The 24,885-nt window shown below is 64.7% G+C and carries 20 protein-coding genes and 1 pseudogene; 12 read left to right on the forward strand and 9 right to left on the reverse strand.

What is annotated here, in order from left to right; all coding sequences use genetic code 11:
• Positions 1–213: 213 nt before the first annotated feature.
• From C8N35_RS16195 to C8N35_RS16230, 8 genes are all read right to left on the reverse strand, one after another.
• Positions 214–657, reverse strand: a complete 444-nt coding sequence (locus tag C8N35_RS16195) for a DUF3775 domain-containing protein (RefSeq protein WP_107990753.1) — start codon at positions 655–657, stop codon at positions 214–216.
• Positions 658–756: 99 nt separating this feature from the next.
• The gene (locus C8N35_RS16200) at positions 757–1,869 is read right to left on the reverse strand and encodes an ABC transporter permease (protein WP_107990754.1); all 1,113 of its coding nucleotides are present in this window, start codon (positions 1,867–1,869) and stop codon (positions 757–759) included.
• A 3-nt stretch (positions 1,870–1,872) separates the two neighbouring features.
• Positions 1,873–4,641, reverse strand: coding sequence for a ribosome-associated ATPase/putative transporter RbbA (gene rbbA, locus C8N35_RS16205; RefSeq protein ID WP_107990836.1), 2,769 nt, complete (start codon positions 4,639–4,641; stop codon positions 1,873–1,875).
• 2 nt (positions 4,642–4,643) lie between these two features.
• Entirely contained in the window at positions 4,644–5,714 is a 1,071-nt protein-coding gene (locus C8N35_RS16210) for an HlyD family secretion protein (protein ID WP_107990755.1), read from the reverse strand.
• 560 nt (positions 5,715–6,274) lie between these two features.
• Positions 6,275–7,093, reverse strand: coding sequence for a universal stress protein (locus C8N35_RS16215; protein WP_210203556.1), 819 nt, complete (start codon positions 7,091–7,093; stop codon positions 6,275–6,277).
• 168 nt (positions 7,094–7,261) lie between these two features.
• Positions 7,262–8,641 carry a nicotinate phosphoribosyltransferase gene (locus C8N35_RS16220; protein ID WP_107990757.1) on the reverse strand — a complete coding sequence of 460 codons (1,380 nt, stop codon included), beginning with the start codon at positions 8,639–8,641 and terminating at the stop codon, positions 7,262–7,264.
• Between the two features lie 5 nt (positions 8,642–8,646).
• Positions 8,647–9,285 carry a bifunctional nicotinamidase/pyrazinamidase gene (gene pncA / locus C8N35_RS16225; RefSeq protein WP_107990758.1) on the reverse strand — a complete coding sequence of 213 codons (639 nt, stop codon included), beginning with the start codon at positions 9,283–9,285 and terminating at the stop codon, positions 8,647–8,649.
• A 181-nt stretch (positions 9,286–9,466) separates the two neighbouring features.
• Positions 9,467–10,084 (reverse strand): TetR/AcrR family transcriptional regulator, encoded by a 618-nt coding sequence (locus tag C8N35_RS16230; RefSeq protein ID WP_107990759.1) that lies wholly within the window; start codon positions 10,082–10,084, stop codon positions 9,467–9,469.
• 564 nt (positions 10,085–10,648) lie between these two features.
• Between C8N35_RS16230 and C8N35_RS24530 the strand changes: the two are divergent.
• The 9 genes and pseudogenes from C8N35_RS24530 to rquA form a co-directional block, all read left to right on the forward strand.
• Positions 10,649–11,144: pseudogene (locus C8N35_RS24530) on the forward strand (ABC transporter ATP-binding protein); the annotation flags it as partial.
• Positions 11,145–11,523: 379 nt separating this feature from the next.
• Entirely contained in the window at positions 11,524–12,786 is a 1,263-nt protein-coding gene (locus C8N35_RS16240) for an ABC transporter substrate-binding protein (RefSeq protein WP_107990761.1), read from the forward strand.
• Positions 12,783–13,619 carry an ABC transporter permease gene (locus C8N35_RS16245; RefSeq protein WP_428977117.1) on the forward strand — a complete coding sequence of 279 codons (837 nt, stop codon included), beginning with the start codon at positions 12,783–12,785 and terminating at the stop codon, positions 13,617–13,619. Before C8N35_RS16240 ends, C8N35_RS16245 begins: the two co-directional genes overlap by 4 nt.
• Positions 13,620–13,665: 46 nt before the next feature.
• Positions 13,666–14,205, forward strand: coding sequence for an OsmC family protein (locus C8N35_RS16250; protein ID WP_107990762.1), 540 nt, complete (start codon positions 13,666–13,668; stop codon positions 14,203–14,205).
• A 100-nt stretch (positions 14,206–14,305) separates the two neighbouring features.
• Entirely contained in the window at positions 14,306–15,454 is a 1,149-nt protein-coding gene (locus C8N35_RS16255) for an acyl-CoA dehydrogenase family protein (RefSeq protein ID WP_107990763.1), read from the forward strand.
• Positions 15,455–15,557: 103 nt separating this feature from the next.
• Positions 15,558–16,412, forward strand: a complete 855-nt coding sequence (locus tag C8N35_RS16260) for a sulfurtransferase (RefSeq protein WP_107990764.1) — start codon at positions 15,558–15,560, stop codon at positions 16,410–16,412.
• Positions 16,413–16,489: 77 nt separating this feature from the next.
• The gene (locus C8N35_RS16265) at positions 16,490–17,689 is read left to right on the forward strand and encodes an NAD(P)/FAD-dependent oxidoreductase (protein WP_107990765.1); all 1,200 of its coding nucleotides are present in this window, start codon (positions 16,490–16,492) and stop codon (positions 17,687–17,689) included.
• A 33-nt stretch (positions 17,690–17,722) separates the two neighbouring features.
• Positions 17,723–18,226 (forward strand): cyanase, encoded by a 504-nt coding sequence (gene cynS, locus C8N35_RS16270; RefSeq protein WP_245926822.1) that lies wholly within the window; start codon positions 17,723–17,725, stop codon positions 18,224–18,226.
• A 555-nt stretch (positions 18,227–18,781) separates the two neighbouring features.
• The gene (gene rquA, locus C8N35_RS16275) at positions 18,782–19,510 is read left to right on the forward strand and encodes a rhodoquinone biosynthesis methyltransferase RquA (protein WP_210203557.1); all 729 of its coding nucleotides are present in this window, start codon (positions 18,782–18,784) and stop codon (positions 19,508–19,510) included.
• A gap of 89 nt (positions 19,511–19,599) precedes the next feature.
• Here rquA and C8N35_RS16280 read toward each other — a convergent pair whose 3' ends face one another.
• A complete protein-coding gene (locus C8N35_RS16280; protein WP_170122129.1) occupies positions 19,600–20,967 on the reverse strand; it encodes a phenylacetate--CoA ligase family protein in 1,368 nt (455 codons plus the stop codon).
• An 892-nt stretch (positions 20,968–21,859) separates the two neighbouring features.
• Between C8N35_RS16280 and egtB the strand changes: the two genes are divergently transcribed.
• From egtB to C8N35_RS16295, 3 genes are read left to right on the forward strand one after another with little or no spacing between them, the layout of a single operon-like run.
• A complete protein-coding gene (gene egtB / locus C8N35_RS23890) occupies positions 21,860–23,167 on the forward strand; it encodes an ergothioneine biosynthesis protein EgtB (protein ID WP_170122130.1) in 1,308 nt (435 codons plus the stop codon).
• 8 nt (positions 23,168–23,175) lie between these two features.
• Entirely contained in the window at positions 23,176–24,144 is a 969-nt protein-coding gene (gene egtD / locus C8N35_RS23895; protein ID WP_170122131.1) for an L-histidine N(alpha)-methyltransferase, read from the forward strand.
• A 24-nt stretch (positions 24,145–24,168) separates the two neighbouring features.
• Positions 24,169–24,846 (forward strand): 4'-phosphopantetheinyl transferase family protein, encoded by a 678-nt coding sequence (locus tag C8N35_RS16295; protein ID WP_107990768.1) that lies wholly within the window; start codon positions 24,169–24,171, stop codon positions 24,844–24,846.
• Positions 24,847–24,885: the final 39 nt, after the last annotated feature.

A 24,885-nucleotide genomic window follows, 5' to 3' on the forward strand; every position in this document is an offset into this window, starting at 1 on the left:
CACGGTGAAGAGCCGCCCGAAGCGCCGCACAGAGCGGGCCTCGAGCCTGCCGCAACCGTTTGAAAAATCCGGTTTCCTGCGAGCTTGCGCCGCGTATCCGAACCGCGCAGCGGAAACCTGCCGATCTTATTTTGGGCACACCGCGAAAAACGGCACGTCGCACGCAGGCCCCCTCCTTGCGGGGGGGCGGATGCGGCGGGCCGCCTTGCCGGCCTACAGGTGCTGTTCCTCGTACTCGGCGCAGGAATAGCCGATGAGGGAGAGGCCCTCGCTCAGGTAATCGGCCAGAAGCGGCGTGCCGCACAGGTATTCGGCGGTATGCTCGTTGTGGGCATCGGCGGCTTCCTCGCGCAGGGACGGCCAGTCGGAGGCGGCATAGTCGCCACGGCCGAGCCACATCAGCGTCACCAGATCGATCTGCCCGTCGATCGTCAGCGCTTTGATGATCGAGGTGATTTCTTCCAAAGCGGGATCATCGCCGCCTTCGTCGAGAACCTCCATCTCGTTGTCGTCCGTCGGGTTGGAGCCGTCCTCGTTGTCGTCGGCATCCTCCTTGGCGTCCAGTTCGCGTGCCTTTATGGCGATGTAGCAGGCGGTTTCCAGCGGAACGGAAAGTTCCGGCCGGTCGGCTTCGGTCTGGGGGGAACGCTGGGTCATTGCGGGTAGCCTCCGTGACTGAATGATCTCATGTACCTGTCAACAGAACTGGGCCCTGTCCGGTTTCCTCCTGTCGTTCGCGCGGGCCGTGGCGAGGCTTCATTTCAGGAATGCCCTGAAGCGGTTCAGGGCGATGGAGAAGAATACCGCGCCGATGGCGACGAGCGCCAGCAGTTGCGGCCAGACGACGGCGAGACCTGCGCCGCGAAACAGCACAGACTGCGCCAGAATGACGAAATGCGTGTTGGGCGCGGCCAGCATGATCCACTGGATGATGTCCGGCATGCTCTCGCGCGGGGTCATGCCGCCGGACAGGATCTGCAACGGCAACAGCACCAGCACCATCAGCATGCCGAACTGGGGCATCGAGCCGGCGATGGTCGCAAGGAAGATGCCGAGCGCCGTGGTGGCGAAGACTTCCAGGGCGGTACCGGCGAGAAACAGCGCGAGCGACCCTTGCGTGGGTATGGAGAGCAGCCCTTGCACGACAAAGGTCAGCGACAGGCCCGAAGCCACCAGCACCACGAGGCCCATCGACCATACCTTCGAGACCATGATCTCGAACGGCGTGACGGGCATGACGAGAAGATGCTCCACGGTGCCGTGCTCGCGCTCGCGGATGAGGGCGGCGCCGGTCAGAATGATCGCCAGCATGGTCACGCTGTCGATGATCGATGTGACGGCGCCGAACCAGCCGGGATTGAGTTGCGGGTTGAAGCGGGCGCGCAGGGCAAGCTCCACGGGCATGTCGTTGGCGCCACGGTGGTGGGCGAGGAACGCGCTGACCTCGCTGGAAATGATGCTCTGGATATAGCCGGCGCCGGTGAAGGCCTGCGTCATGCGCGTGGCGTCGACATTGAGCTGGAGGGTGGGGTGTTTTCCCGCCAGGAGGTCGCGCTGGAAGTCGGGTGGAATGTCGAGAGCGAAGGTGTCGAGGCCCGCGTCCATGCGGGTGTCCATCTGCGATGTGGTGATCGTTTCAGGCGCCAGGAAGTAGGGGGGGTAGAACGCTGTGGTGATGCGCAGCGACAGTGGCGAGCGGTCCTCGTCGACGATCCCGATGGCGGCCTTCGACAGGGTTTCCGGCATGGCCTTGGAATGCGTGTAGACCGACAGCGAGAAGGCATAGACGATGAGGATGACAAGCGCCGGTTCCCGCAGGAAGCCGCGCAGTTCCTTGATGCCCAGATGCCCGATGTTGGCGATGCGCATGAGCTACCTCGCCTGTTTGCGCAGGAGGAGTGCGCCGGCGGTCACCAGCACGGGAACCGCGATGAGAAGCGGCCAGAAGGAGCTTGAGAGGCCGGCGAAATCGAGCCCCTTGGAGAAGGTTCCGCGCGAGATCGTCACGAAATAGGTGGTGGGGTAAATCTCGCCGATGAGGCGGCCGGCGCCTTGCAGCGAGGATACCGGATCGGTGATGCCGGCATATTGCGCGGCCGGAATGATCGTCAGCAGCGCGGTTGCGAACAGGGCGGCGATCTGGCTTTTGAAGAAGGACGAGATCACCAGCCCCATCGCGGTGGAGGTGATCACGTACAGCAGTCCTCCGGCGAGGAAGACGATGATGCTGCCGGTGAACGGCACCTGGAAAACGACCGTGGCGAAGATCAGCAGCAGCACGCAGTTCGCCATGCCGAGCACCACATAGGGCAGTTGCTTGCCGAGCAGGAATTCGAGCCGGGTGACAGGGGTCACGTAGAGGTTGACGATGGAGCCGAGCTCCTTTTCGCGCACCACCGAAAGCGCGGTGAGCATGGCCGGTATCAGCAGCAGCAACAGCGGAATGACGGCCGGCACCATGGCGACCAGGCTTTCGACGTTCGGGTTGTAGCGATAGCGCAGCGCGATATTGAAGTCGGAGACCGCCGCGGCCGGGCCGTAGATCTCGCCCGCCTTGCGCTTGAGCCAGGCGGCGAACATGCCCTGGACGTAGCCGCTCGCGGTTTCCGCCCGCATCGGCATGGCACCGTCGAGCCACGCCCCGATCTCCACGTCGCGCCCGCGCATGACGTCGCGCGCGAAGCCCGGCGGGATCTCGATTGCCAGGCTGAGCTCGCCCGAGCGCATGCGCCGGTCGAGATCGTCGTAGCTGGTCAGCGGCGCCTTCTCGATGAAATAGCGCGAGCCGGAAATGTCGAGCAGGAAGTCGCGACTGAGCGTGGTGTCGTCGCGATCTAGCGCGGCGAAGGAGAGGTTCTCGACGTCCATATTGATGCCGTAGCCGATGACGAACATCAAGATGACCGTACCGAGAATGGCGAGCGTCGCGCGGATGGGGTCGCGTCTGAGTTCCTGGCTCTCGCGGCGCGAATAGCTCAGCATGCGGCGCAGGTCGAAGCGGCGGGCGAGCGCCTTTTGCGCGTGATCGGCGGGCCGGGCTTCGACCGGTGCGGCACGGCGTTCGGGTTTCTCCACGATCTCATCGAGATAGGCGATGAACGCTTCTTCCAGATCCTGCGCCCCGCGACCTTCGACAATGGCCTGCGGACTGTCGCTCACCAGCACCTTGCCCGCGTGCATGAGGGAGATGCGGTCGCAGCGTTCGGCCTCGTTCATGAAGTGGGTGGAGATGAAGATGGTCACCCCGTCGCGGCGCGAGAGATCGACAAGGCTCTGCCAGAACGCGTCGCGGGCGATCGGATCGACGCCGGAGGTCGGCTCGTCCAGGATCAGGATATCGGGCGAATGGATCATCGCGACAGCGAGCGACAGGCGCTGGCGGATGCCCAGCGGCAAAGCATCCGGCAGGGCGTCGGCAACGTCCGTCAGGTCGAAGCGGGCCATCATCTGGGTGACGCGGGCCGCGATCTTCTCCGCCGGCATGGCAAAGAGGCGGGCGTGCAGTTCCAGGTTCTGGCGCACCGTCAGTTCGCTGTAGAGCGAGAATGCCTGCGACATGTAGCCGACACGGTGGCGGACCTCCATGTCGTCGGGATCGATCTCGTGGCCAAAAAGGCTGGCCGTTCCCTCGCTCGCCGCCAGAAGACCCGTCAGCATCTTCATGGTCGTGGTCTTGCCGCAGCCGTTGGAGCCGAGGAAACCGAAGATCTCTCCCTTGCGGATACGGAAGCTGACATCCTCGACGGCGGTGAAGGTGCCGAACCGCTTCGTCAGGTGACTGGCCTCGATGGCGATTTCGCCGTCATTGTCGTGCGGGGGAATGACGATTTCCACATGGCCGGCGCGTTCCTCCTCCGGCAGAAGTGCGATGAAGGCGGAATCGAGATCGGTTGTCTGCGTGCCTTGCTGCAGCTCGCGTGGCGTACCTGTCGCCAGCACGCGGCCCGCATTCATCGCGACCAGCCAGTCGAACCGCGCGGCCTCCTCCATGTAGGCGGTCGCGATGATCACGCTCATGCCGGGCCGGCCGGAGCGGATATCGTCGATCAGCTCCCAGAACTGCCGACGCGAGAGAGGATCGACACCCGTGGTCGGTTCGTCGAGGATCAGCAGGTCGGGGTCATGGATCAGCGCGCAGCACAGCCCGAGCTTCTGCTTCATGCCGCCGGAAAGCTTGCCCGCCGGGCGATCGGCAAACGGGGCCAGCCCTGTTGCTTCGAGCAGTTCGCCAATGCGCCGCTCGCGCTCGGCCCGGTCATGGCCGAACAGGCGGCCGAAGAAATCGACGTTCTCGAAGACCGACAGTGTCGCATAGAGGTTGCGGCCAAGCCCCTGAGGCATATAGGCGATGGCCGGGCACGTTGCGCGGCGGTGGCCGGTGTCGGACATGTCGCCGTCCAGCACGAAGACCGACCCCTTTTGCACGGCACGCGCACCGGCGACCAGCGACAGCAAGGTGGACTTGCCCACGCCATCGGGTCCGATCAGGCCGATCATCCGGCCGCGCGGAATGTCGAGATCGATCGCTTTCAGGGCCTGCGTGCCGCCATAGGCGTAATCGACGCCGGACAGGCGTACGACGCGATCCTGCTGCCCGGTCGGCGCGGTCTCGGCACTCTGCTTCCCGCCGTGTTCCGTCATGCTCATTTGACGAGTTTTTCGTCAAGCCAGGCGGGCCATGAAGCCTCTGGATCCGCCTTCACATAGGCCATGCCGGGAAGACCGGTCTTGACGACCCGGATGTAGCGCTTGAGCAGGTCCGGATCGATCCGCGCCTTGACGCGGAACATCAGCTTCTGGCGCTCCTCCGCGGTTTCGACCGATTTGGGCGTGAACTGGGCGACATCCGCCACATAAGTGATCCTGGCCGGGATGACATAGTCCGGCGCCGCATCGAGCACGATGCGCGCCTCGGAGCCGATCGCCAGACGTCCGGCCTCGGCTGTCGGCAGGAAAACGGTCATGTAGACGTCGGCCAGATCGACCAGGTTGAGAACGCGCCCGCCGCCGGAGACGATTTCGCCGGGCTGGGCGACCAGATACTGCACGCGGCCGGTGCGCGGCGCCTCCAGCGTGGAATCGGCGATCTGGGTTTCGATGTAGTCGAGAGCGGCTTTGGCCGCGTCTACGGCGGCACCTGCGTCCACAACCTGCGCCTTTGCGGCGCTGATGCCGGCTTGCGAAGCGGCCTGCGAGGCCTCGGCGGCGGCAAGCGTCGCGCGCGCCTGGCTCTCGCTCGCCTCGTCGTCGTCGAGAACCTGCTGGGAGACCGCGTCGGTGCGCACAAGATGTCTGGTGCGGGCGAGCTTCTTTTCCGCCGCATCCAGTTGGGAATGGCGCTGCGCGACCACGGCTTCGGCCGCGCGCCTTTCGGCCTCGCGCTGGGTCACGAGGCTGTTGGCGGTGTCGATGCCGATCTCGGCGCGGTGCAATTCGGCCTCCGCCTGCCGCTTCTGGGCGAGAAGCTGCTTGGTGTCCATCTTCACCAGCACCTGGCCCTCGTCGACGAATTCACCTTCGGAAACGAGGATCTCGGCGATCCGGCCGGCCGTCTTCGCGGCAATGTCGATTTCGGTCGCCTCTATGCGGCCGTTGCCGGAGGCTATTCCCTCGGGAAGTTTCTGTGCGGTGAGATCCTCCCAGATGGCATACCCCCCGGCGGCGAGGCCGGCGGCTATCAGGATCAAGAGCCATCCCTTTTTCGATATCTGCATCGAGAACGATCTCCGTTACTCAACGGGGCCGCACGGCGAAGCGAATGGGGTGCCGATGCGGGCCGGAGGGGTGGAAAGGGTGCTGCGGAACGAGCGCTGCGCAAGAGGGAGACGTTTATGCGAAATGGCATTCACGCGCTGTCGTTTCGATCTGTTCCCCCTATGGGAGTTAGCGGAATTCATAGCACTATCTCAGACATTTTTACGATATAAAACCTTACGGTAGAAAGCGCCTCAATGTTATGACGCCGGCCGGCGGATGGAATTGGCATCAATCAATGCGCCGTCACCATGCCGCATGCGATCGGGGCAGAATCGTGTGCCGGTCACGCTATCGTTCCGCCTGCGCGGGCGCGCTGTCTCGCAAGGCTGACGAAGGCGGATTTTGTTCGAGCTGAAATCCCCGGCCGTGCGAAACCGGCGATGCGAGCCTTGCCCGCGGTTCCCGTAACCGGCGCGACCGTGGGCGCCGATCGACGGGGCACGCGCGCGCGTGGTCATCTCCAGCGGGATCGATCAGGCATTTGTGCGGCACCTGTTCGCACGGGCGGTGATGTTCCTCAGTGTGCGAGGAACAGCGGGATGTCGCTCGTTTCCAGAATTTCGCGGGTAGTGCCGCCGAGGATGTTCTCGCGCAGGCGCGAATGGCCGTAGGCGCCCATGACGACGAGGTCGGCGTTCACCTCTGCGGCCTTGTCGAGAATGTCACGCGCGACCGACCGGCCGGTGTCTTCGACCGTGGCGACCGAGACACGCAGCCCGTGGCGGGCGAGAAGCAGGGCCACATCGGCCCCCGGTTCCTCGCCATGGGCATCGACCCCGGTTTTGGGGTCCACGAGAAACAGCGTCACGGTTTCCGCAGAGGCAATGAGCGGCATGGCGTCGGCAAGCGCACGCGCCGCCTCGCGCTGCGCGTTCCAGGCGACAAGTACGTGCCGACCGATGGGGCGGGACGACGCGGGATCGGGCATCACCAGAAGGGGGCGGCCGGAATCGAACAGCGCGCCGTCGATTGTCTGCTTCTCGACGGTGCCCAGTTCACCATTGCGCGGACGCAGCATCATCGTGAGATCGGCGTAAATGGCGTGGCGGGCGATGACCTCGTCCTCGCCGGCAACGGAGGTCAGGCGCGGGCGAACATCGAAGGAAATATCGCGGGTGGAGAGCATCGCCTCGATCCTCTCGCCGGCCGCCTTGAGGTTGCGGGCCCGCTGCTCGCTTTCCTCCACCCAGACCTGGGCGCCGCCGGCGCCGTAGCCATAGAACGGCAGGGGCGGCACCTCGCCGACGACAAGTATGGAGAGATGGGCGGAAAACCGCTGAGCGAGTGAGATGGCCGCTTCGAACTCCAGCGATCCGCTCTCACTGAATTCGGTCACGGTCAGAAGTGTCCTGTAGGCCATCGAACGCACCCCCTTTTTAACGGGCTCGGCCGACGCGCTGGCTTGCCCGACGCTTTCGAGTGACGCCGCTAGGCGCCACTGTCAAGCCGTCTTCTCACCGGGCCTGCCCCCGTTCGGCGCCGCAGGAGAGCCTGCCGGGTGGTGTCAGCAGGCTTCCATGCTGCGGCCATGCGGCTCGTGCAGCAATTCGTCCGCCAGCTTGCGCAAGGCGGGCGAGACGGTGATCGGGTAGGCGGGTGTGCCCTCCAGCCGCTTCAGCGGTTCCGGCAAGCGGGCGAGTTCGGCGGCTGCGTGGGTACGGATGGCGGCAAGGTCCGGCAGCGGCTCCACCAGGGCGCCATCGCGCAGGATCGGCTTCAGCAGCGCCTCGCCCGGTGCGGTCTCGTTGGCGCCGGTGATGCGGTCGCCGGCGATCCGGCCTTCCTCATCGAGGCTGCGCCAGACCTGCGTGGCACCCGGCCAGTAGGACTTTCCTTCGGCCAGCTTGCGCCGTGCCATGCCCTCGTAGGCCTTCAGCTTGTAGCCGCAATCGAGCGAGGGCAGGTCGTCGGAGGTGACCAGGCTGGTGCCGACGCCGTAAAGGTCGATCGGCGCCTTGCGGGCGGTGAGGTCGGCCAGTTCGTATTCGTCGAGGCCACCGCTGACGACGATCTGAAGATGGCCGAGGCCGCCGTCGTCGAGGATCTTGCGCACCTTGCGTGAATGGTCGGCGAGATCGCCGCTGTCGATGCGCACGCCCTTCAGCCGGATGCCCAGTTCGTGCAGCTTCGGCGCCAGCTCCACAAGTCGGTGGGCGGCGCGCTCGGTCTCGTAGGTATCGAGCAGGAACACCGTCTGTTCGGGCCGGGCCAGTGCGAAGGCGCGGAAGGCCTCGATCTCGTCGGTGAAGGTCTGAACGAAGGAATGCGCCATGGTGCCGTAGAGCGGGATGTCGAAATGACGCCCGGCGGGAACGCTCGCGGTGCCGTTGAAGCCGGCGAGATAGGCGGCGCGCGCGGCAAGCACGCCGCTTTCGCCCGAATGCGCGCGGCGCAGGCCGAAATCGACGATGCCCTTTCCGGGGGCGGCCAGCATCATGCGCGCGGCCTTGGTGGCCACCAGCGTCTGGAACTGCAGGAAGTTGATGAGCCGCGTCTCGATCAGCTGGGCCTCGGCCACCGGCGCGGTGATGCGCACGATCGGCTCGTCGGCGAAGATGATGGTGCCTTCCGGCACGGCGTCGACATCGCCGGTGAAGCGGAAGTCGGCGAGATAGTCGGCCAACTGGTCGGAGAAGGTGTCGGAGTTGCGGATCCAGTCGATCTCGGCCTGATCGACGCGGGCGCCGAGCAGGAAGCCGATGAGCTGTTCGAGGCCTGCGGCCATCAGGAAGCCGCGGTTCTTCGGCATGCGGCGCACGAAGAACTCGAAGACGGCGGTGCCTTCCATGCCGGCGGAGCGATAGGCCTCCAGCATGTTGAGCTGGTAGAGGTCGGTCACCAGAAGGCTGTGGCCGAAATCGGTCTGGGAAAGAGTGTCTGCCATGGGTCTCATGCCGCGATTGCGTTGGAGACGATGCGGGCAGCACCCGCGTCGTCCATCGCGGCCAGCGCCGCGTTCAGGGAGCCGTTCAGATCGATCGCCCGGCAGGCGTCCTCGATCAGCACGGCGTCGAAGCCCTCTTTCAGGGCGTCCTCCACAGACCAGCGCACGCAGAAGTCGGTGGCAAGGCCGCAGAAGAAAACACGCTTGAAGCCGCGTTCGCGCAGATATCCGGCAAGGCCGGTCGGCGTTGTGCGGTCGTTCTCGGTGAAGGCGGAATAGGAATCGATATCCGCGCGATATCCCTTGCGCAGGATGAGTTCGGCGCGATGGGCCCGGAAGCCGGGGTGGAACTGCGCGCCTTTCGTTCCCTGCACGCAATGGTCGGGCCACACGGTCTGCGGGCCGTAAGCGGCCTCGATCGTGTCATAGGCGGCCGCACCGGCTTGCGCGGAAGCGAAGGAGAAATGGCCGGCCGGGTGCCAGTCCTGCGAGGCAATGACGTGGGCGAACCGGTCGAGCAGCCGGTCGACAACCGGCACGATCGCATCGCCGTCGGGCACGGCCAGCGCGCCGCCCGGTACGAAGTCGTTCTGCAGGTCGATCACCACGAGGCAATCTCTTTCCGTGGGCCGGAATTCGGGCATGCGCTGTCCTTCGTCTTTTGCTCTGCCTGAGAATATAGGCAGGCGTCAGCGTTTTCGAGCCGCCGCACTCATCGCAAGGCAGAAGGCATTGGTCAATGCGGCGTTTGATAAAAGAACGTCGGGGAGGGACCGGGGCGCCGCACAGCGCGTGGGCGGGACGCGGCTTGTGCCGTGACCTGCCTTAGCCGCGTGTCAGAACGCGCTGGGCGGCGTTGCGGGCGTGATCGGCGACGTTCGGATCGCGGGTGATCAGGGCGGAGACGATCGCGCCGTCGATCAGCAGAGCCATTTCGTGGGCGAGACCTTCGGGGTCGTCGGGGCGGGCGGCACGGGCGAGCTCGCGGATCTTCTCCATGACCAGCCCCTTGTGCTTCAGCGCGATGGTGCGCATGCGGTCGTCGTCCTTGTCGCATTCGCCGACCGCGTTGATGAAGGGGCAGCCATAGAAATGCTCCTCCGCGAACCACTTCTTCAGCACGTCGAAAAGATGGACAAGCTTGGCAGACGCATCGCCTGGCAGCGCATCGACCTGTCCGATGAACCAGTCGCGCCAGGCGCGGCCCTCATGTTCCAGCACCGCCTCGATCAGCCCTTCCTTGGAGCCGAAGGCCTTGTAGAGGGTGGTCTTTGCCGTTCCGGCCGCGGCGACGATGGCATCCACCCCGGTGGCGTTGATGCCCTGGCGGCAGAACAGATCGGAGGCGGCAAGCAGAAGGCGTTCACGCGCGGCGCTGGTTTCGGTGGCTATCGCGTGATGCGGGCCCGTGGACGGGGCGGCGGAGCCGTTGAGGGAAGGCATGCGGACCTCCTTACTGTTCCATATGGGTGTACGGAACGATCTGTTTTCCGTGCGTAGCGCAGTTCGTGCGGGCGGGCAATGGGGGAGGGGAGAGAGAAGAAGGGATGTAGAGCGCCTGCGGCGCGCTTGTTGCGCTGGATTTCGGGTCTGGCCATGCGGCTGCGCCGCAGACCGCCCGAAATGAGGGAGGGGGTGGTGGGCTTGAAGCTACCCATAAACTCCCTCATTCCGGACAAGTGAGGCGAAGCCGAGCGCTGATCCGGAATCCAGCGCAACATGTGCGCCGCAGGCGCTCCTGTCCCCTTCATTTTGCCCTTCTGTCGGGAGTCGGGCTCCCGGTGCACTTCAAGTACGCACGTCCACAAAATAGGCGTTTTCCCTAGGCGTCCGGCACTCCTTTGCGCAGCGGCAGTTTCGGGCAAAACAGGCTGGGAAATGCGGCCGTGAAACGAATTCAATGAGATAGGCGCATTTTCCGACTTTGGCACGTCTCCTGCTTTATTGGAAACAGAACGGTTTGTTTCCTGCCTCCTCTTTCGGGGGCGATGTTGCGGGAGGTTGGCGATGAGGGGAGCGCATCTGGCGGTGGAGGGGATCACCCATCGCTATCGCCGGGCCGGCCAGCCGGCGGTCTGCGATATCAGTTTCGAGGTGAACCCTGGCGAGGCGCTGGCGCTGGTGGGGCGCTCGGGCTGCGGCAAGTCCACGCTTCTGCATATCATGGCGGGTCTGGTCCCTCCCACGCAAGGCACGGTCCGCATCGACGGGCTTTCCGTCGTCGAGCCGTCGCCCAGGTGGGTGGTGATGTTCCAGCAGCCCTCGCTCTATCCCTGGATGAGCGTGGCGCAGAACGTGGCACTGGGGCTGAAGTTCACCGGCCGCAAGCGCGAGATCGCGACGCGCGTGCCGGAAATGCTCAGGCTCGTGGAACTCTCCGACTATGCCGATCGCAACGTGCAGGATCTCTCCGGCGGCCAGCAGCAGCGCGTGGCGCTGGCCCGCTCGCTGGCGTCCTCGCCGGAAGTCCTGATGCTGGACGAGCCCTTCTCTGCGCTCGACGCGTTCACCCGTGGCACGCTGCAGCGCGACGTGCGCCGCATAGCCAAGGATCTCGGCATCACGCTGGTGCTGGTCACGCACGATCTGGCCGAAGCCGTGGTGATGGCCGACCGCGCGCTGGTGCTGGCCACCAACCCCGGCCGGATCTCCAAGGTCGTGCCGATCGATCTCGAAAATCGCGATGACCTGAGAACACCCGAATACGCCGAGGCGCGGGCCCGGCTTGCCGCGGCTTACGAAACCGCGGCCGGACGTGAACTGGAGTCCTCGGGGACAGGCGGGCCGTCCGCCACGCCCGATGACGATGGCCTGAACGCCGCGCGCCCGGCGGCGCGCTGATGACTTCCACCTCGACGTAGGACCGAGAAAAGGGAACCGAGATGAGCGATCGCAACAAGGATCAGGACCGGAACGGCGCCTGGGACGACGACTACTTCGCGACCGATTTTACCCGTCGCCAGACCCTCGACATGTTCGCAGCCGGCGGGCTGATGGCCGCTCTCGGGCCGCTGATCGGGGCGATGAGCTCGCCGGCCTTCGCTGCGGCGGACGACGAGGTCGTGCGCATCGGCTACCTGCCGATCACCGATGCTACCGCGCTGCTGGTTGCCCACGGCATGGGCTACTTCAAGGACGAGGGGCTGAAGGTCGAGCGGCCGACGCTGATCCGCGGCTGGTCGCCGCTCGTCGAAGGCTTCGTGGCGGGCAAGTTCAATCTCGTCCACTTCCTCAAGCCCATCCCGGTGTGGATGCGCTACAACAACAAGATCCCCGTCAAGCTGATGGCCTGGGCGCACACCAACGGCTCCGGCCTTGTCGTCGGCGGGAAGACCGGCATCACCAGTTTCAGCCAGCTCGGCGGCAAGCAGGTGGCCGTGCCGTTCTGGTACTCCATGCACAACATCGTGCTGCAGTACGCGCTGAGGCAGTCGGGCATCACGCCCGTGATCAAGTCGGCCTCCGAGCCGCTCGCCGCCAACGAATGCAACCTCCAGATCCTGCCGCCGCCGGAAATGCCGGCCGCGCTCGCGGTCGGAAAGATCGACGCCTACATCGTCGCCGAGCCGTTCAACGCCATGGGCGAGCTGAAGGCCGGCGCGAAGATGCTGCGCTTCACCGGCGACATCTGGAAGAACCATCCCTGCTGCGTGATCTGCATGCATGAGCAGGTGACGACCGAAAAGAAGGAGTGGACCCAGAAGGTCATGAACGCGGTCGTGCGGGCCCAGATCTATTCCTCGAAGAACAAGGCTGAAGTCGCGCGGCTGATGTCGAAGGACGGCGAGGGCTACCTGCCGATGCCGGCCACGGTCGTGGAGCGGGCGATGACGCTCTACACCCAGGACGAGGAATACATCGAGACCGGCGCCATCCAGCACGGTGCGGAATGGGGCAACGGCCGCATCGACTTCCAGCCCTGGCCCTATCCCTCCGCCACCAGGCTCATCGTGGAAGAGATGAACAAGACGGTGGTCGGCGGCGACCGCACCTTCCTCGACGGGCTTGATCCGCAGCATGTCGCGGACGATCTCGTCAACTACGAGTTCGTCAAGAACGCGCTCGACAAGTACCCGGAATGGAAGGACGACCCCTCGGTCAACGCAAGCGATCCGTTTGCCCGTGAGGAGGTGCTTGAGCTGTGAGCACCGACCTCGTGGCTGACGCGTTCATGGAAGGCGAGGTGTCGGCGCAGCGCCGGGCCGGCCAGTGGAAGGCGCTCAGAAGCCTCGGCTACGCGGTCGCCGGCATGGCGCTGCTGCTGGTTGCCTGGTGGATCGGCGGGCTCCTGGTGGAGAACGATCCCGCGCTGGTGGCCTTTGCCGATTTCGCGCCGGAACCGGCTCTGGCGCGGCTTGTCGAGATGATCGCCTCGGGCGAGGCCTGGGCGATGACGGTGCCAAGCCTTGGCCGGGTAATGGAGGGACTGGCGCTTGCGGTTGCCATCGGGGTGCCGGTCGGCATCGCGATCGGCCGGGTGCCGGTGATGCGCGAGATCACCAACATCCCGTTTCAGTTCCTGCGCATGATCTCGCCGCTTTCCTGGATGCCCATCGCGGTGATGGCCTTTGCGACGTGGGACGGTGCAATCGTCTTCCTGATCATGATCGCTGCCGTGTGGCCGGTGCTGTTTTCCACCGCCGCGGGGCTGAAGCGGGTCGATCCTGCCTGGTTCCGGGTGGCGCGCAATCTCGGCGCCCGGCCCTGGCACATGCTCTTCACCATCATCCTGCCGGCGATCTCGCAGGACATCCTCACCGGCATCCGCCTTGCGCTCGGCGTCGCCTGGATCGTGCTCGTGCCGGCCGAATATCTCGGCGTTACCTCCGGCCTTGGCTACGCCATCAACGATGCCCGCGACACGCTGGAATACGACCGTCTCGCCGCCACCGTCGTCATCATCGGCGTGATCGGCTTCGTCCTCGACTTCGCCTGCCAGCAGGCGATTTCCCGATTGAGCTGGCACCGGGACGACTGATCCCGGGCCTGCTTGATGTCCAACGCACTCAATCAAGGAGAGTGAAATGTCCAGCCAACCTGCAACGGCCCTCACGGGTTGCCTTGCCCCGATCGACAAGGGCGGGCTCAATGACCTGATCGAGAAGGGCAAGGCCGATCCCAAGGCCGTCAAGACGCTGAAGTGCAAGACGGTCGCCGAAGGGCGCTTCCGCCACGCCAACTACATCCGCGATCTCGATCCCTACATCGTCGACGAGCCGCCGGGACTGCTCGGCGACGACACCGCGCCGAACCCGTCGGAAGCCTCGCTCGCCGCACTCGGTTCCTGCATCGCGGTCGGCCTGCACGCCAACGCGATCCATCGCGGCATCACCATCAACTCGCTGGAGCTGGAGCTTGAGGGCGACCTCAACATCACGGCCGTGTGGGGAACGGGCGATGTCAGCGAAAAGCCGGTCGGCTTCACCGACGTGCGCATCATCGTCCACATGGACGCGGATGCGCCGCAGGAGACGATCGACGAGCTGATCAAGCATGTCAGCCAGTGGTCGCCGGTGTTCAACACCTTCTCGCGCCCCGTGAACATGGTTGCCCGGTCGGCCTGAGTGGGCCGCCTGATCCGGCTGCCTGATCTACCCTTGCCATCGACCGCGGGAGCGGGGGCGGGCCCCCTCCCGCGGCTCCCCATCACAAGGAAACGAGACCATGACGATAGAGACGAAGACCAGGACGCCGGAAGCGGCGACATTTGCACTCGAAGGTCCCGCCGCCATGCCCAGTGCGATGATCGAGGAAGTGGCGCGGATTTCGCGGACCGATCTGGCGCCGATTGTTCACGACATCGACCTCGACGGCGTGTATCCGGAAGTCGTGATGCGCGACTTCGGCAAGGCCGGTGCCTATGCCCATCACGCCCCGATGAACGGTGACGGATCGTACGACCTTGAGACCGCCATCAGGGCCATGTCGGCGGTGAGCGAGCATTGCCTTTCCACCGGCTTTTGCGTGTGGTGCCAGGACGCGCTCGCCTGGTATGTCGCCAATAGCGGGAACGAGACGCTGAAGACGACGCTGGGCCCCAGGTTGCTGAGCGGCGCGGCGCTGGGCGGCACCGGACTTTCCAACCCGATGAAGACGCTGTTCGGCATCGAGAAGCTTCGCCTGAGGGCTGAGCGGGTCGAGGGCGGCTATGTCGTCACGGGCATCCTGCCGTGGGTCTCAAACCTCGGCGAGGACCACTATTTCGGCGTGATCTTCTCGTTGCCAGACGGGCGCATGGTAATGGCGGTTGCCGATTGTGCGGCCGATGGCGTGAAGATCGTCGCCAGCGATGAGTTCGTCGCGCTCGACGGCACGCGGACTTTCGCGGTGCAGTTCCGCAAGGCCTTCATTCCCGACGAGATGATACTGGCCGACCCCATCGACGAGTACATCCCGCGCATTCGCGCCGGCTTCATCCTGCTGCAGGCGGGCATGGCCTTCGGTCTCATCCGCAACTGCATCGACCTGATGGAGCAGTCCGGCCAGTCGCTTTCGCATGTGAACTGTCACCTGCCGGACCAGCCGGACGACTTCCGCCAGCAGCTCTCCGCCTTCGAAGACGAGGTCTACGCGCTTTGCAAGACGCCGTTTGACACGTCGCAGGACTATTTCATCCGCGTGATCAGGGCGCGGCTTGCCGCCGGCGAGGCGACGGTGGCGGCCGCCCACAACGCCATGCTCCATTGCGGCGCGCGCGGTTACGTCAAGCGCGGCACGGCGCAACGGCGCCTGCGCGAGGCCTATTTCGTGGCGATCGTCACGCCCGCCACCAAGCAGCTCAGAAAGATGCTCGCCGATTTCGGCGCTGCCTGATCCGTTCCGGCGTGGCCTGACCGGGCGCGACGAACGACGCCGGCAGACACCGCCGTTTTGCCAGAGGGACCAGACATGGACCAGACATGGAAAGGACTGCAGCATGACGGACAAGAGCCTGTTGTCGCCTGAAGAGCTTGCCGAACTGATGAAAGGCGAGCCTTGCGTGATTATCGATACGCGCAATCCGGAGTCCTATGCGGCGGGTCATATTCCCGGCGCCGTCGACATGCACGACATCTTCACCTACCTCGCGACCTCGTCCGCCGACGGCATCGCGGAGCTTCGTCACAAGTTCGCCGAGGAATTCGGCGCGGCCGGACTTTCCGGCGAGGAGACCGCAGTCATCTACGAACAGTCGATGGCGACCGGTTTCGGCCAGTCCTGCCGCGGCTACTTCCTGCTGCAGTATCTGGGCTACCCGAAGGTGAAGGTGCTGCATGGCGGCTATCAGGCCTGGGAGGCGGCGGGGCTGCCGATCTCCACCGATGCGGTAACGCCCGTGCCGAAGACCTTTCCGGTATCGGAAGCCGGCGCCGAGTTGATGCTCGACGTTTCCGACATGATGGCGGCGATCGGGACGGACGACATCGTCAAGCTCGACGTGCGCGACATCGACGAGTGGATCGCGGAAAGCTCCTCGCCCTACGGCAAGGATTTCTGCCCGCGCAAGGGCCGGATTCCCGGCGCGAAATGGATCGAGTGGTATCGGATGATGAAGCCGACCGCGTCAGGGCCGATGATCAAGAACAAGAACGAGATCCTGGCCGAATGCGCGACCGTCGGCATCACGCCGGACACGCCGGTCTATCTCTACTGCTTCAAGGGGGCGCGGGCTTCCAACACCTATCTGGCGCTGAAAGAAGCGGGCGTGAAGGACGTGAAGATCTACTTCGGCTCGTGGAATGAATGGTCGCGCGACCCGGCGCTGCCGATCGAGGAAGGGCTGCCGTTCTAGAGCGGCGAACGGTATCCCCATCGACCATCCGGCCGGGACGGTTCCGTCCCGGCCGCCAACGACAAAAGGGCAGGACAATGAGCGATCCGATCATCATCGTGGGCGCCGGGCAGGCCGGGCAGAAGGCGGCGGAAACGTTGCGCCAGAAGGGCTATGAGGGCGGCCTGATCCTGATCGGGGACGAGCCGTTTTTCCCCTACCAGCGCCCGCCGCTTTCCAAGGCCTATCTCAAGGGCGAGATGGAGGAGGAACGGCTCTGCCTGCGCCCGCCTGCCTGGTTCGAGACCGCCGCCGTCGATTTTCGAAAAGGGGTGCACGTTGCATCGATCGATCCGGGGCCCCATGCGGTGCAACTGGAAGACGGCGAGCGGCTTGCCTATTCGAAGCTGCTGATCGCCACCGGGACGCGGGCCCGCGACCTGCCGATCGAAGGGGCTCACCTTCCTGGCGTCTTCACCTTGCGCACGATGGCCGACGTGGCCCCTATCCGAAAGGCGCTTGAGACGGTGGAGGATGTCGCCATCGTCGGTGGCGGCTATATCGGCATGGAGTTTGCCGCCGTCGCGGCGGGCTTCGGCAAGACCGTCACCGTCATCGAGGCGTGCTCCCGCATTCTGGAGCGCTCGGTGGCGCCGGAAATCTCGGGTTATCTTCAGGAGCTTCACCGCGCCCATGGCGTGCGGCTGCAACTCGGGACCGGCGTTGCCCGCATTGCAGGCGATACGGCGGCTGGCGGCGTTGTGCTTGCCTCTGGCGAGACCGTTCCCGCCGGGCTGGTGCTGATCGCGGTGGGGGCGGAGCCCGTCACCGAACTGGTGGAGGCCGCCGGGCTGAAGGTCGCGCGCGGCATCGTCGTCGATGAGGCTTGCCGTACGTCGGCGCCCGATATCCACGCTGTCGGCGACTGCACCGTTTTCCCCTCCGCCCGTTATGGCCGCATGATCCGGCTGGAAAGTGTGCAGAACGCCTGCGACCAGGCGAAAGCCGCGGCTGCCGCGATGCTGGGCGAGGACGTCTGCTACGATCCTGTGCCGTGGTTCTGGTCCGACCAGTACGACGTCAAGCTGCAGATCGTGGGGCTTTCGCAGGGCTACGACCGCACCGAGATCGAGGGATCGCCTGAGGAGGGCAGCTTCGCGCTTTCCTATTTCGCCGGCGACCGGTTGCTGGCCGTCGATACGGTCAACGCGCCGCGCCAGCACATGATGGCCCGGAAGATGCTTGCCGCAAGCGACAGCGAGACCACCCCGAAACCCGCACGCCAGGCCGTTGCCTGACGCGACCGCGAACCTTGAAGAGGAGAATGAACCATGTCGAACGTGACCAGTCTGAATGCCACGGATGCCGGCCCGGCGCCGCTGATGTCGAAGCTGGAAATGACCGAGCTGGTCATGGCCGCGAAGTTCACCAAGGGGCTTTCCTGGAAGGAAATCTCCGAGGCCGCCGGCATGTCCGACGTCTTCGTCGTTTCCGCCTGTCTCGGCCAGAACACGCTGCCGAAGGAAGCCGCGGCCAAGGTCGCGGCCGTTCTCGGGCTCGGCAACCGCACGAAGGACGTGGAGATCGCCCTGCAGCTTCCGCCCAAGAAGGGCCAGGAGGCGGAGACCGTATCCAAGGACCCGCTGATCTACCGCTTCTTCGAGATCACCTATGTCTACGGGGACACGATCAAGGAGCTGATTCACGAGGAATTCGGCGACGGCATCATGAGCGCCATCGACTTCGACCTTAAGGTGGAGCGTGTGGCGAACCCCAAGGGCGACCGCGTTCAGGTCACCATGTCCGGCAAGTTCCTGCCCTATAACCAGTGGTGAAAGCGTCGGGGCGCCTGCCGGTCGGCGGCGCCCCGACTCGTCGTCACCGAAGATCTCGTGCGGCGTAGAACGCGCGCAAAATCGACGATATTTCCACATGGCCCGCGGCGCGTGTCCAGAGCGCCGGCTTCCAGCTTTCCAAAGAGCAAGACCGCGCGATCTCGCCATCCGGCCCAGGCCGGCCGGTCAGGTCGCGGCCTCGGCATTGATTGTCTTCCGTTCCTGCCCCGGTTCTTGAGAACGGGCCTGGATTCGTGCCAGCGTCCATCGATGCGGAACGAGGCGAGATTTTTCGCTCCACCATTTCCGAGCCACACTTTGATGAAAACAAGTCGGACGTGTTGGCGCACGGGACAATATATCTCTGGCCGTCAGCGCGCGCGTCGGGGACAATCACCGTGCGCGCAACGAAAGACCGCAAATCGCTATCGTGCGCGAGCCGGAAAAATGCGCGGGATGAGAAGGTGGCGTTCTGCGAAGAACGACGCCGCCGCAATGCCGGAACCCCGCATGCCGTATCAACGCGCCGGCTGCTCTGCCAGAGGAATGCTCCAAATGTCTGAAATCTGCGAAGATGCCCCCTATACGGCTGGGCGGTCCGCCGATGAATCCGTTCCCGCATCCACTCCCGCCGTTCCCGACTACATGCGGGAGATCTACGACTGGGCCTACATCAATCCGCGTCTTGTTCCGCTGCTTGATCGCCAGATCGTCGTTCAGGCGATCCTGTGGGGCAACGCGAACAGGCTGGTGAAGACGGCGGTGGATGAATTTTCGCCCGGCCAGAGCATCCTGCAGCCGGCCCATGTCTACGGTCGCCTGTGTGCCGAACTCGCCAGCCGTGTGGGGCCGGCGGGCCGGCTCGAAGTTCGCGACGTCACGCCGATCCAGGTTGCCCGCGCCCGCGCGAAGCTCGCCGGTCACACCAATGCGATCGTGATCCACGCCGACTCGGCTCGTCCCTTCGACCGCAAGTATGACGGCGTCTGCTGTTTCTTTCTGCTTCATGAGGTGCCTGACGACTACAAGACAAAGATCGTCAACAACGTTCTCGACGCCACAGGCCCGGGAGGAAAGGCGGTTTTCGTCGATTACCACCAGTGGCGCTGGTTTCACCCGATGGGCCCGATCATGTGGTTCGTCTTCCGCTATCTGGAACCGCTGGCGCCATCGCTCTGCGCCTCCGAAATCAGAGAATTCGCCGGCGATGCGGATGGCTTCACCTGGACCAAGCAGACCTTCTTCGGGGGGCTTTACCAGAAAGTCGTGGCGGTCCGGAAATGAGCACGCGCATGTGCCCGGAAAGGGGCACATGCATCTTGCGCGATGGCCGCGATTGAGGCCGGTCCCGTCTCAGTTGCGGTGCCACACCTCTAGCGACGCTTCTTTTTCCTGAGATCGACCAGCGGCCACATGGCCCAGCCGCGTACGGCGAGCATCGGGTCCTCGGCCGTCGTCAACTCGATCACCGGGCGAATGCCGATCGCGGTTTTCACCCGTTCCGCCAGCCGGCGGGAAAGCGTCTCGTCGGGTTTCCCGTCCGGTGCGATCTTGATGCGCAGCCGGTCGCGGGAGAGCACGTCGCCCTCTTCTTCCTTTTCAACCACCGCCTGGAAGTCGGCGACCGCCGTTTCTCCCGCCAGCGCATCGCTGAGTACCTGCGGATCGATCAGCCGGCCGCGGATCTTGACGAAACCGCCGGTACGGCGCGGTGTTCCGATGATGCGCTCGGTCAAGGCGCCGCAATGGGGGCAGCGCTCGCGCGTCAGCCGCGCCACATCCCCCAGCGCATAGCGCAGCATCACGGTTCCGCGCCGGTCGAGATGCGTGAGAAGGATCAGCCCCTCCTCGCCGTCGGGCACCGGTTTGTGGGTGTCGGGATCGACCGCCTCGAAACAGAACTGGTCGGGGGCGGGGTTGTGGAACCCGGTTCCGGGCGCGCATTCCACCATGCCGCCCTGCATCTCGCTTGCTCCGTAGGATACGCTGATCTTCGGTTCTTTCGCCCCCAGCCGCTTCAACCGGTCGATCAGATCGCTGCGCGCCGCCGCTGCGAAGCCCTCGCCGGAAACGAAGACCAGACGCACATGGGGCAGCATCACGCCCAATTCCTCGGCCCGTGCGACCATCTTGCGGATGTAGGACGGCACACCCCACAGGATCGTTGCGCACGAACGTGCCGCAATCGCCACGACCTCGTCGAGCGGGTTGCCGATATCGGGCTGCCGCGCGTTGGAGGCGCCGGGCATCGCGGCGGTAACGGGAATGTTGTAGGCAGCCGCCGCATTCATCGCCCGGGCAAAGGCTCCGTGCGGGTGGCGCGTCAGCGGGAACAGATTGAGGATGCTGTCGCTCTGAAGCGTTCCGCGCAGCCGCAGCATGTTGCGGTTGAGCGCCAGGATGTTGAGGAAGTCGTAGGTCGTGGAGACGAAGGGCGCGGGAGGGCCGGAGGCCTGCATCGTATGCATCACATCCCACACGATGCTCTCTTCCGCCGAGGCCGCTTCCGGCCAGGCGAGCACGAAGCCGGCGGGATTGGCGAGATAGTCCTTGTGGGTCGTCACCGGCAGCTTGACGAGATCGGCAACGCCGGATATGTCGCGCCGTCTGAGCCGGGCACGGGTGAGAAGGTCCTTGTAGAACGGGTGATAGGCGAAGACGCGGTCGAGGGTTGCCGAGAAACGCGTGTCGCGTTCGCGGGTCAATGCGTCCCAGTCGTCGAGAAACAGCGTATCGGCCATCGGATTCGCCTTCGATGTCACGGTTGCGCCGGCCCCATGCCGGACTTCGCCGTCAGGCTTCGCATTGTGGTGGCGACGCCCTGTACACGCCGCCCTGCCATGATACTCGCAAATGTTGGCGCGGTAGAGCGTCCGTAGATGTCCGCGCGGCCGCACCCCTTTTGTGACCGGAGCACGCGTGACGATTGGATCGCATGTCCATGGCATTCAAGGTGCGAGCACGACCGATACCCAGGAATGAAGCGACGGTTCGGGTTCCGCCGTCACCGATATCCCCGTTGCTGCCGTTACTGGGTTTCCCGGATCGGTCAACTCTCGCCCGCTATTTCAGGGCGACTGTCAGAATGTACAGATTGGAGGATCGCTTCGTGAAAGACAATCGTCCCCTGTAAATAGTCGTAATGTTATAATCCGTTGGGGATCTTCCTTCAATCTTGGGAATCGCACGGATGATGATGCCGATTCGACTTGTTCGCGCGATTGCGAACACTCAGGATGATCCGGTCTGGTCCGTTTCCCAAATTCGCGCGGGAGCGCCGGCCGCCGTTTTGCAGGATCGCGCCTACAGGATGCGCTGGCAGAATTTCGGGTTGCTGACACGTTTCGGCCCGGCGCCGTGCGAAGTCCGGTATCGGACCGTGCGCCCTTGAGGGATCCAAATTGCGTCGTCGGCGTTTGGGAAGGGGGCGAACGCGATTTGGCGCCTCGCCATCATAGTCTTGTCAAACCGGCCTGACGTACTGTCTGACGTACTGGACGTCGATGTGGACCGGATCGCGAAACGACAGGTGCGGTCCGTGGTGTCGAAACCGGCTGGGTGAGGACGCCTTCGGCATCCTGGCATAATGTGGCTCCGGTCCGGCGGAAGGCCGGCGAGGAAGGGGAGGGTTCCATGCTCGAACTGAAGGAAAAACCCGCAGGCGGAAACGTTGCGCGAGACGCCGGAACGGGCGCGGAGGCGGAATGGCGCGGACGGCTCGATACGCTTTACGCCCGCGTGCGGGGCGATACCGAGGCCCTGGCGGCGCCCCTTTCGGCTGAGGACCAGACGGTCCAGTCGATGCCGGATGCCAGTCCCACCAAATGGCACCGTGCGCACACGACCTGGTTCTTCGAGACCTTCATTCTGAAGCCGAATCTCCCCGGCTACCAGGTTTTCGACGAGGATTTCGGCTACGTCTTCAATTCCTACTACGAGGCTGTCGGGCCGCGCCATCCGCGCCCCTCGCGCGGTCTTCTGAGCCGGCCGGGTGTCGCGGCCGTCACCGATTATCGCGCCCACGTGGATCTCGCGATGCACGCGCTCATCAAGGTGCGCGAGCGCGATGTCGCCGATCTCGTCATCATGGGGCTGCATCATGAGCAGCAGCATCAGGAGCTTCTGCTCACCGACATCAAGCACGCCTTTTCGCTCTCGCCGATTGATCCGGTCTATTGCGAGCATGAGCGGGCCCCGGAGACGACCACTCCCGTGGCGCCGGTCAACTGGCAGCCACTGGAGGCCGGGATACACGAAATCGGGTGGCGCGAGGGCGATGAAGCTTTTCCTTTCTGTTTCGACAACGAGCTCCCCCGTCACGAGGCGCTGATCCGCAAGGTCGCCATCGCCGACCGTCCGGTGAGCAACGGCGAGTTCATGGCCTTCATCGAGGATGGCGGCTATCGCCGCCATGAGTTGTGGCTTTCGGAGGGCTGGGCGACCGTCAACCGGCTGGGCTGGGAGGCGCCAGCCTACTGGCGCCGGGACGAGGACGGCTGGTCGGTGTTCACGCTGCATGGCCGCAAGAGGGTCGATCCGAATGAGCCCGTCTGCCACGTGAGCTGGTTCGAGGCGGCCGCCTATGCGCAATGGGCGGGACATCGGTTGCCCAGCGAATTCGAATGGGAGTTCGCCGCCGCGTGCCTTCCCGCCGGGGATGCGCTGCCCGACGGCCCCCGCCCGCATCCCGAGCGCCTGCGGCCCGGCATGCGTCAGGACGTGTGGGAATGGACCATGAGCCCCTATTCCCCCTATCCCGGCTACCGGGCGCAGGACGGCGCGATCGGCGAATACAACGGCAAGTTCATGATCAACCAGATGGTGCTGCGCGGGCGCTCCTGCGCGACGCCCGCCGGCCATGATCGCATCAGCTACCGCAACTTCTTCCCCACCGACGCGCGCTGGCAGTTCTCCGGCATCCGTCTGGCAACGGACCTGTGAGCACCACCATGACGGAAACCTCCGAGCTTGTGATTGAGGAGGGCGTCCTTCCCTCTTCCGACGACTTTCTGCGCGATGCGCTCGCCGGCCTGACGGCACCGCGCAAGACCCTGCCCACCAAGTACCTTTACGATGCGGAAGGGTCGCGGCTGTTCGAGGAAATCTGCGGATTGCCGGAATACTATCCGACCCGTACCGAAACAGCGTTGCTCCAGACCATCGCGCACGATCTTGCCGCGTCGATCTCGCGCCACGCCGTGCTGGTGGAATTCGGGTCCGGCGCAAGCGTGAAGACACGCGCCTTGCTCGACGCCGCCCCGCATCTTGAGGTTTATGTTCCCATCGACATCTCGCAGAGCGCGCTCGACGAGGCTGCGGAGTCGTTGCGCGCGGATTTTCCCGACCTGCAGGTGGTCCCGCTCGTCGCCGACTTCACGGCATCCCACGCCCTGCCGGCGGCGGCCGACGGACGGCCGCATGTGGGCTTCTTTCCCGGTTCCACCATCGGTAACTTCTCGCCGGAGGCCGCGGGGCATTTTCTGAAATCCGCGCTTGCCACGCTCGGTGCGGATTCCCGTTTCATCCTCGGTGTGGATCTCGCCAAGGAACCGGAGGTGATGGTGCCGGCCTACGACGATGCGCAAGGGGTGACGGCCGCCTTCAACCTGAACCTTCTTGCCCGTCTCAACCGGGAACTCGGCGCCGATTTCGTGCTCGACGCCTTCGCTCACCGCGCGGTCTGGAACGAGGCGGAGAGCCGCATGGAAATGCACCTCGTCTCGCGGAAGGAGCAGACGGTTCACCTTGGCGGCCGCGAGATCGTGTTCACCGAGGGTGAGACGATCCACACCGAAAACTCGCACAAGTACACCTACGAGGCGATCGCGGTACTGGCGGCGAAAGCCGGCTGGCGGATCGAGGAGAGTTGGGTGAGCGATCCCTTCCCCTTCGCCATCCTCCTGATGAGCGCCGCGTGATGAACGTCCAATTGCGATGATGCCATGAAAGATCAACCTCTGGCGGACGCCGATTTGGCGGGAGCGATCCGAGCCTGCCTGCCGGCGGGGGCGACCTTCGATTGTGGCGCGTTGGAAGAACGTCAGGGGCCGCTTTTCGCACAGGAGGAAGCGGAAATCACGCGTGCCGTCACCTCTCGCCGCATGGGCTTTCGTGCCGGTCGCACCTGCGCGCGCAATGCGCTCGGCCAGCTCGGTGTCGACGCCGGTCCGGTCCTCGCCGCCCGCGACCGCCGCCCCCTCTGGCCAGAAGGGATGGTCGGTTCGATCACTCACTCCGATGATCTGGCGGCGGCGGTCGCCGGACGCAGTGCGGATTTCATCGGCCTGGGGATCGATCTGGAGCCGGCCGCCGCGCTTGCACCAGATCTTGCTGATGCGATCTGCCGCCCGGAGGAACGGGGATTCCGCGTGCCCGGCGTGGATGCGGCGAAACTGGTCTTCGTGATCAAGGAAGCCTTCTACAAGGCCTACTATCCCGCGACCCTGCAATTTCTCGATTTTCCCGACGCCCTCGTTCGTCTCGGTCCGTTGCCGGGAACCTTCAGCGCTCACCTCATCAATCCGGATCATCCCGGGATCGAAGGCCGGCGCGAGATCGAGGGACTTTGGACACTCGCCGAAGGGCATCTGCTGGCGGTCGCCGCGTTGCCTCGGGAATAATCGCGGGTCGTCCACAAGCAGCGAGCGACAGTGATCCCG

The sequence above is a fragment of the Breoghania corrubedonensis genome (genome assembly GCF_003053845.1).
Classification (GTDB): domain Bacteria; phylum Pseudomonadota; class Alphaproteobacteria; order Rhizobiales; family Stappiaceae; genus Breoghania; species Breoghania corrubedonensis.

What these genes read in the sequence shown, in the direction of transcription:
- C8N35_RS16195 (WP_107990753.1), bottom strand. Translation starts at nt 657, where the DNA reads ATGACCCAGCGTTCCCCCCAGACCGAAGCCGACCGGCCGGAACTTTCC.
- C8N35_RS16200 (WP_107990754.1), bottom strand. Translation starts at nt 1,869, where the DNA reads ATGCGCATCGCCAACATCGGGCATCTGGGCATCAAGGAACTGCGCGGC.
- rbbA (WP_107990836.1), bottom strand. Translation starts at nt 4,641, where the DNA reads ATGACGGAACACGGCGGGAAGCAGAGTGCCGAGACCGCGCCGACCGGG.
- C8N35_RS16210 (WP_107990755.1), bottom strand. Translation starts at nt 5,714, where the DNA reads ATGCAGATATCGAAAAAGGGATGGCTCTTGATCCTGATAGCCGCCGGC.
- C8N35_RS16220 (WP_107990757.1), bottom strand. Translation starts at nt 8,641, where the DNA reads ATGGCAGACACTCTTTCCCAGACCGATTTCGGCCACAGCCTTCTGGTG.
- pncA (WP_107990758.1), bottom strand. Translation starts at nt 9,285, where the DNA reads ATGCCCGAATTCCGGCCCACGGAAAGAGATTGCCTCGTGGTGATCGAC.
- C8N35_RS16230 (WP_107990759.1), bottom strand. Translation starts at nt 10,084, where the DNA reads ATGCCTTCCCTCAACGGCTCCGCCGCCCCGTCCACGGGCCCGCATCAC.
- C8N35_RS16240 (WP_107990761.1), top strand. Translation starts at nt 11,524, where the DNA reads ATGAGCGATCGCAACAAGGATCAGGACCGGAACGGCGCCTGGGACGAC.
- C8N35_RS16250 (WP_107990762.1), top strand. Translation starts at nt 13,666, where the DNA reads ATGTCCAGCCAACCTGCAACGGCCCTCACGGGTTGCCTTGCCCCGATC.
- C8N35_RS16255 (WP_107990763.1), top strand. Translation starts at nt 14,306, where the DNA reads ATGACGATAGAGACGAAGACCAGGACGCCGGAAGCGGCGACATTTGCA.
- C8N35_RS16260 (WP_107990764.1), top strand. Translation starts at nt 15,558, where the DNA reads ATGACGGACAAGAGCCTGTTGTCGCCTGAAGAGCTTGCCGAACTGATG.
- C8N35_RS16265 (WP_107990765.1), top strand. Translation starts at nt 16,490, where the DNA reads ATGAGCGATCCGATCATCATCGTGGGCGCCGGGCAGGCCGGGCAGAAG.
- cynS (WP_245926822.1), top strand. Translation starts at nt 17,723, where the DNA reads ATGTCGAACGTGACCAGTCTGAATGCCACGGATGCCGGCCCGGCGCCG.
- rquA (WP_210203557.1), top strand. Translation starts at nt 18,782, where the DNA reads ATGTCTGAAATCTGCGAAGATGCCCCCTATACGGCTGGGCGGTCCGCC.
- C8N35_RS16280 (WP_170122129.1), bottom strand. Translation starts at nt 20,967, where the DNA reads ATGGCCGATACGCTGTTTCTCGACGACTGGGACGCATTGACCCGCGAA.
- egtB (WP_170122130.1), top strand. Translation starts at nt 21,860, where the DNA reads ATGCTCGAACTGAAGGAAAAACCCGCAGGCGGAAACGTTGCGCGAGAC.
- egtD (WP_170122131.1), top strand. Translation starts at nt 23,176, where the DNA reads ATGACGGAAACCTCCGAGCTTGTGATTGAGGAGGGCGTCCTTCCCTCT.
- C8N35_RS16295 (WP_107990768.1), top strand. Translation starts at nt 24,169, where the DNA reads ATGAAAGATCAACCTCTGGCGGACGCCGATTTGGCGGGAGCGATCCGA.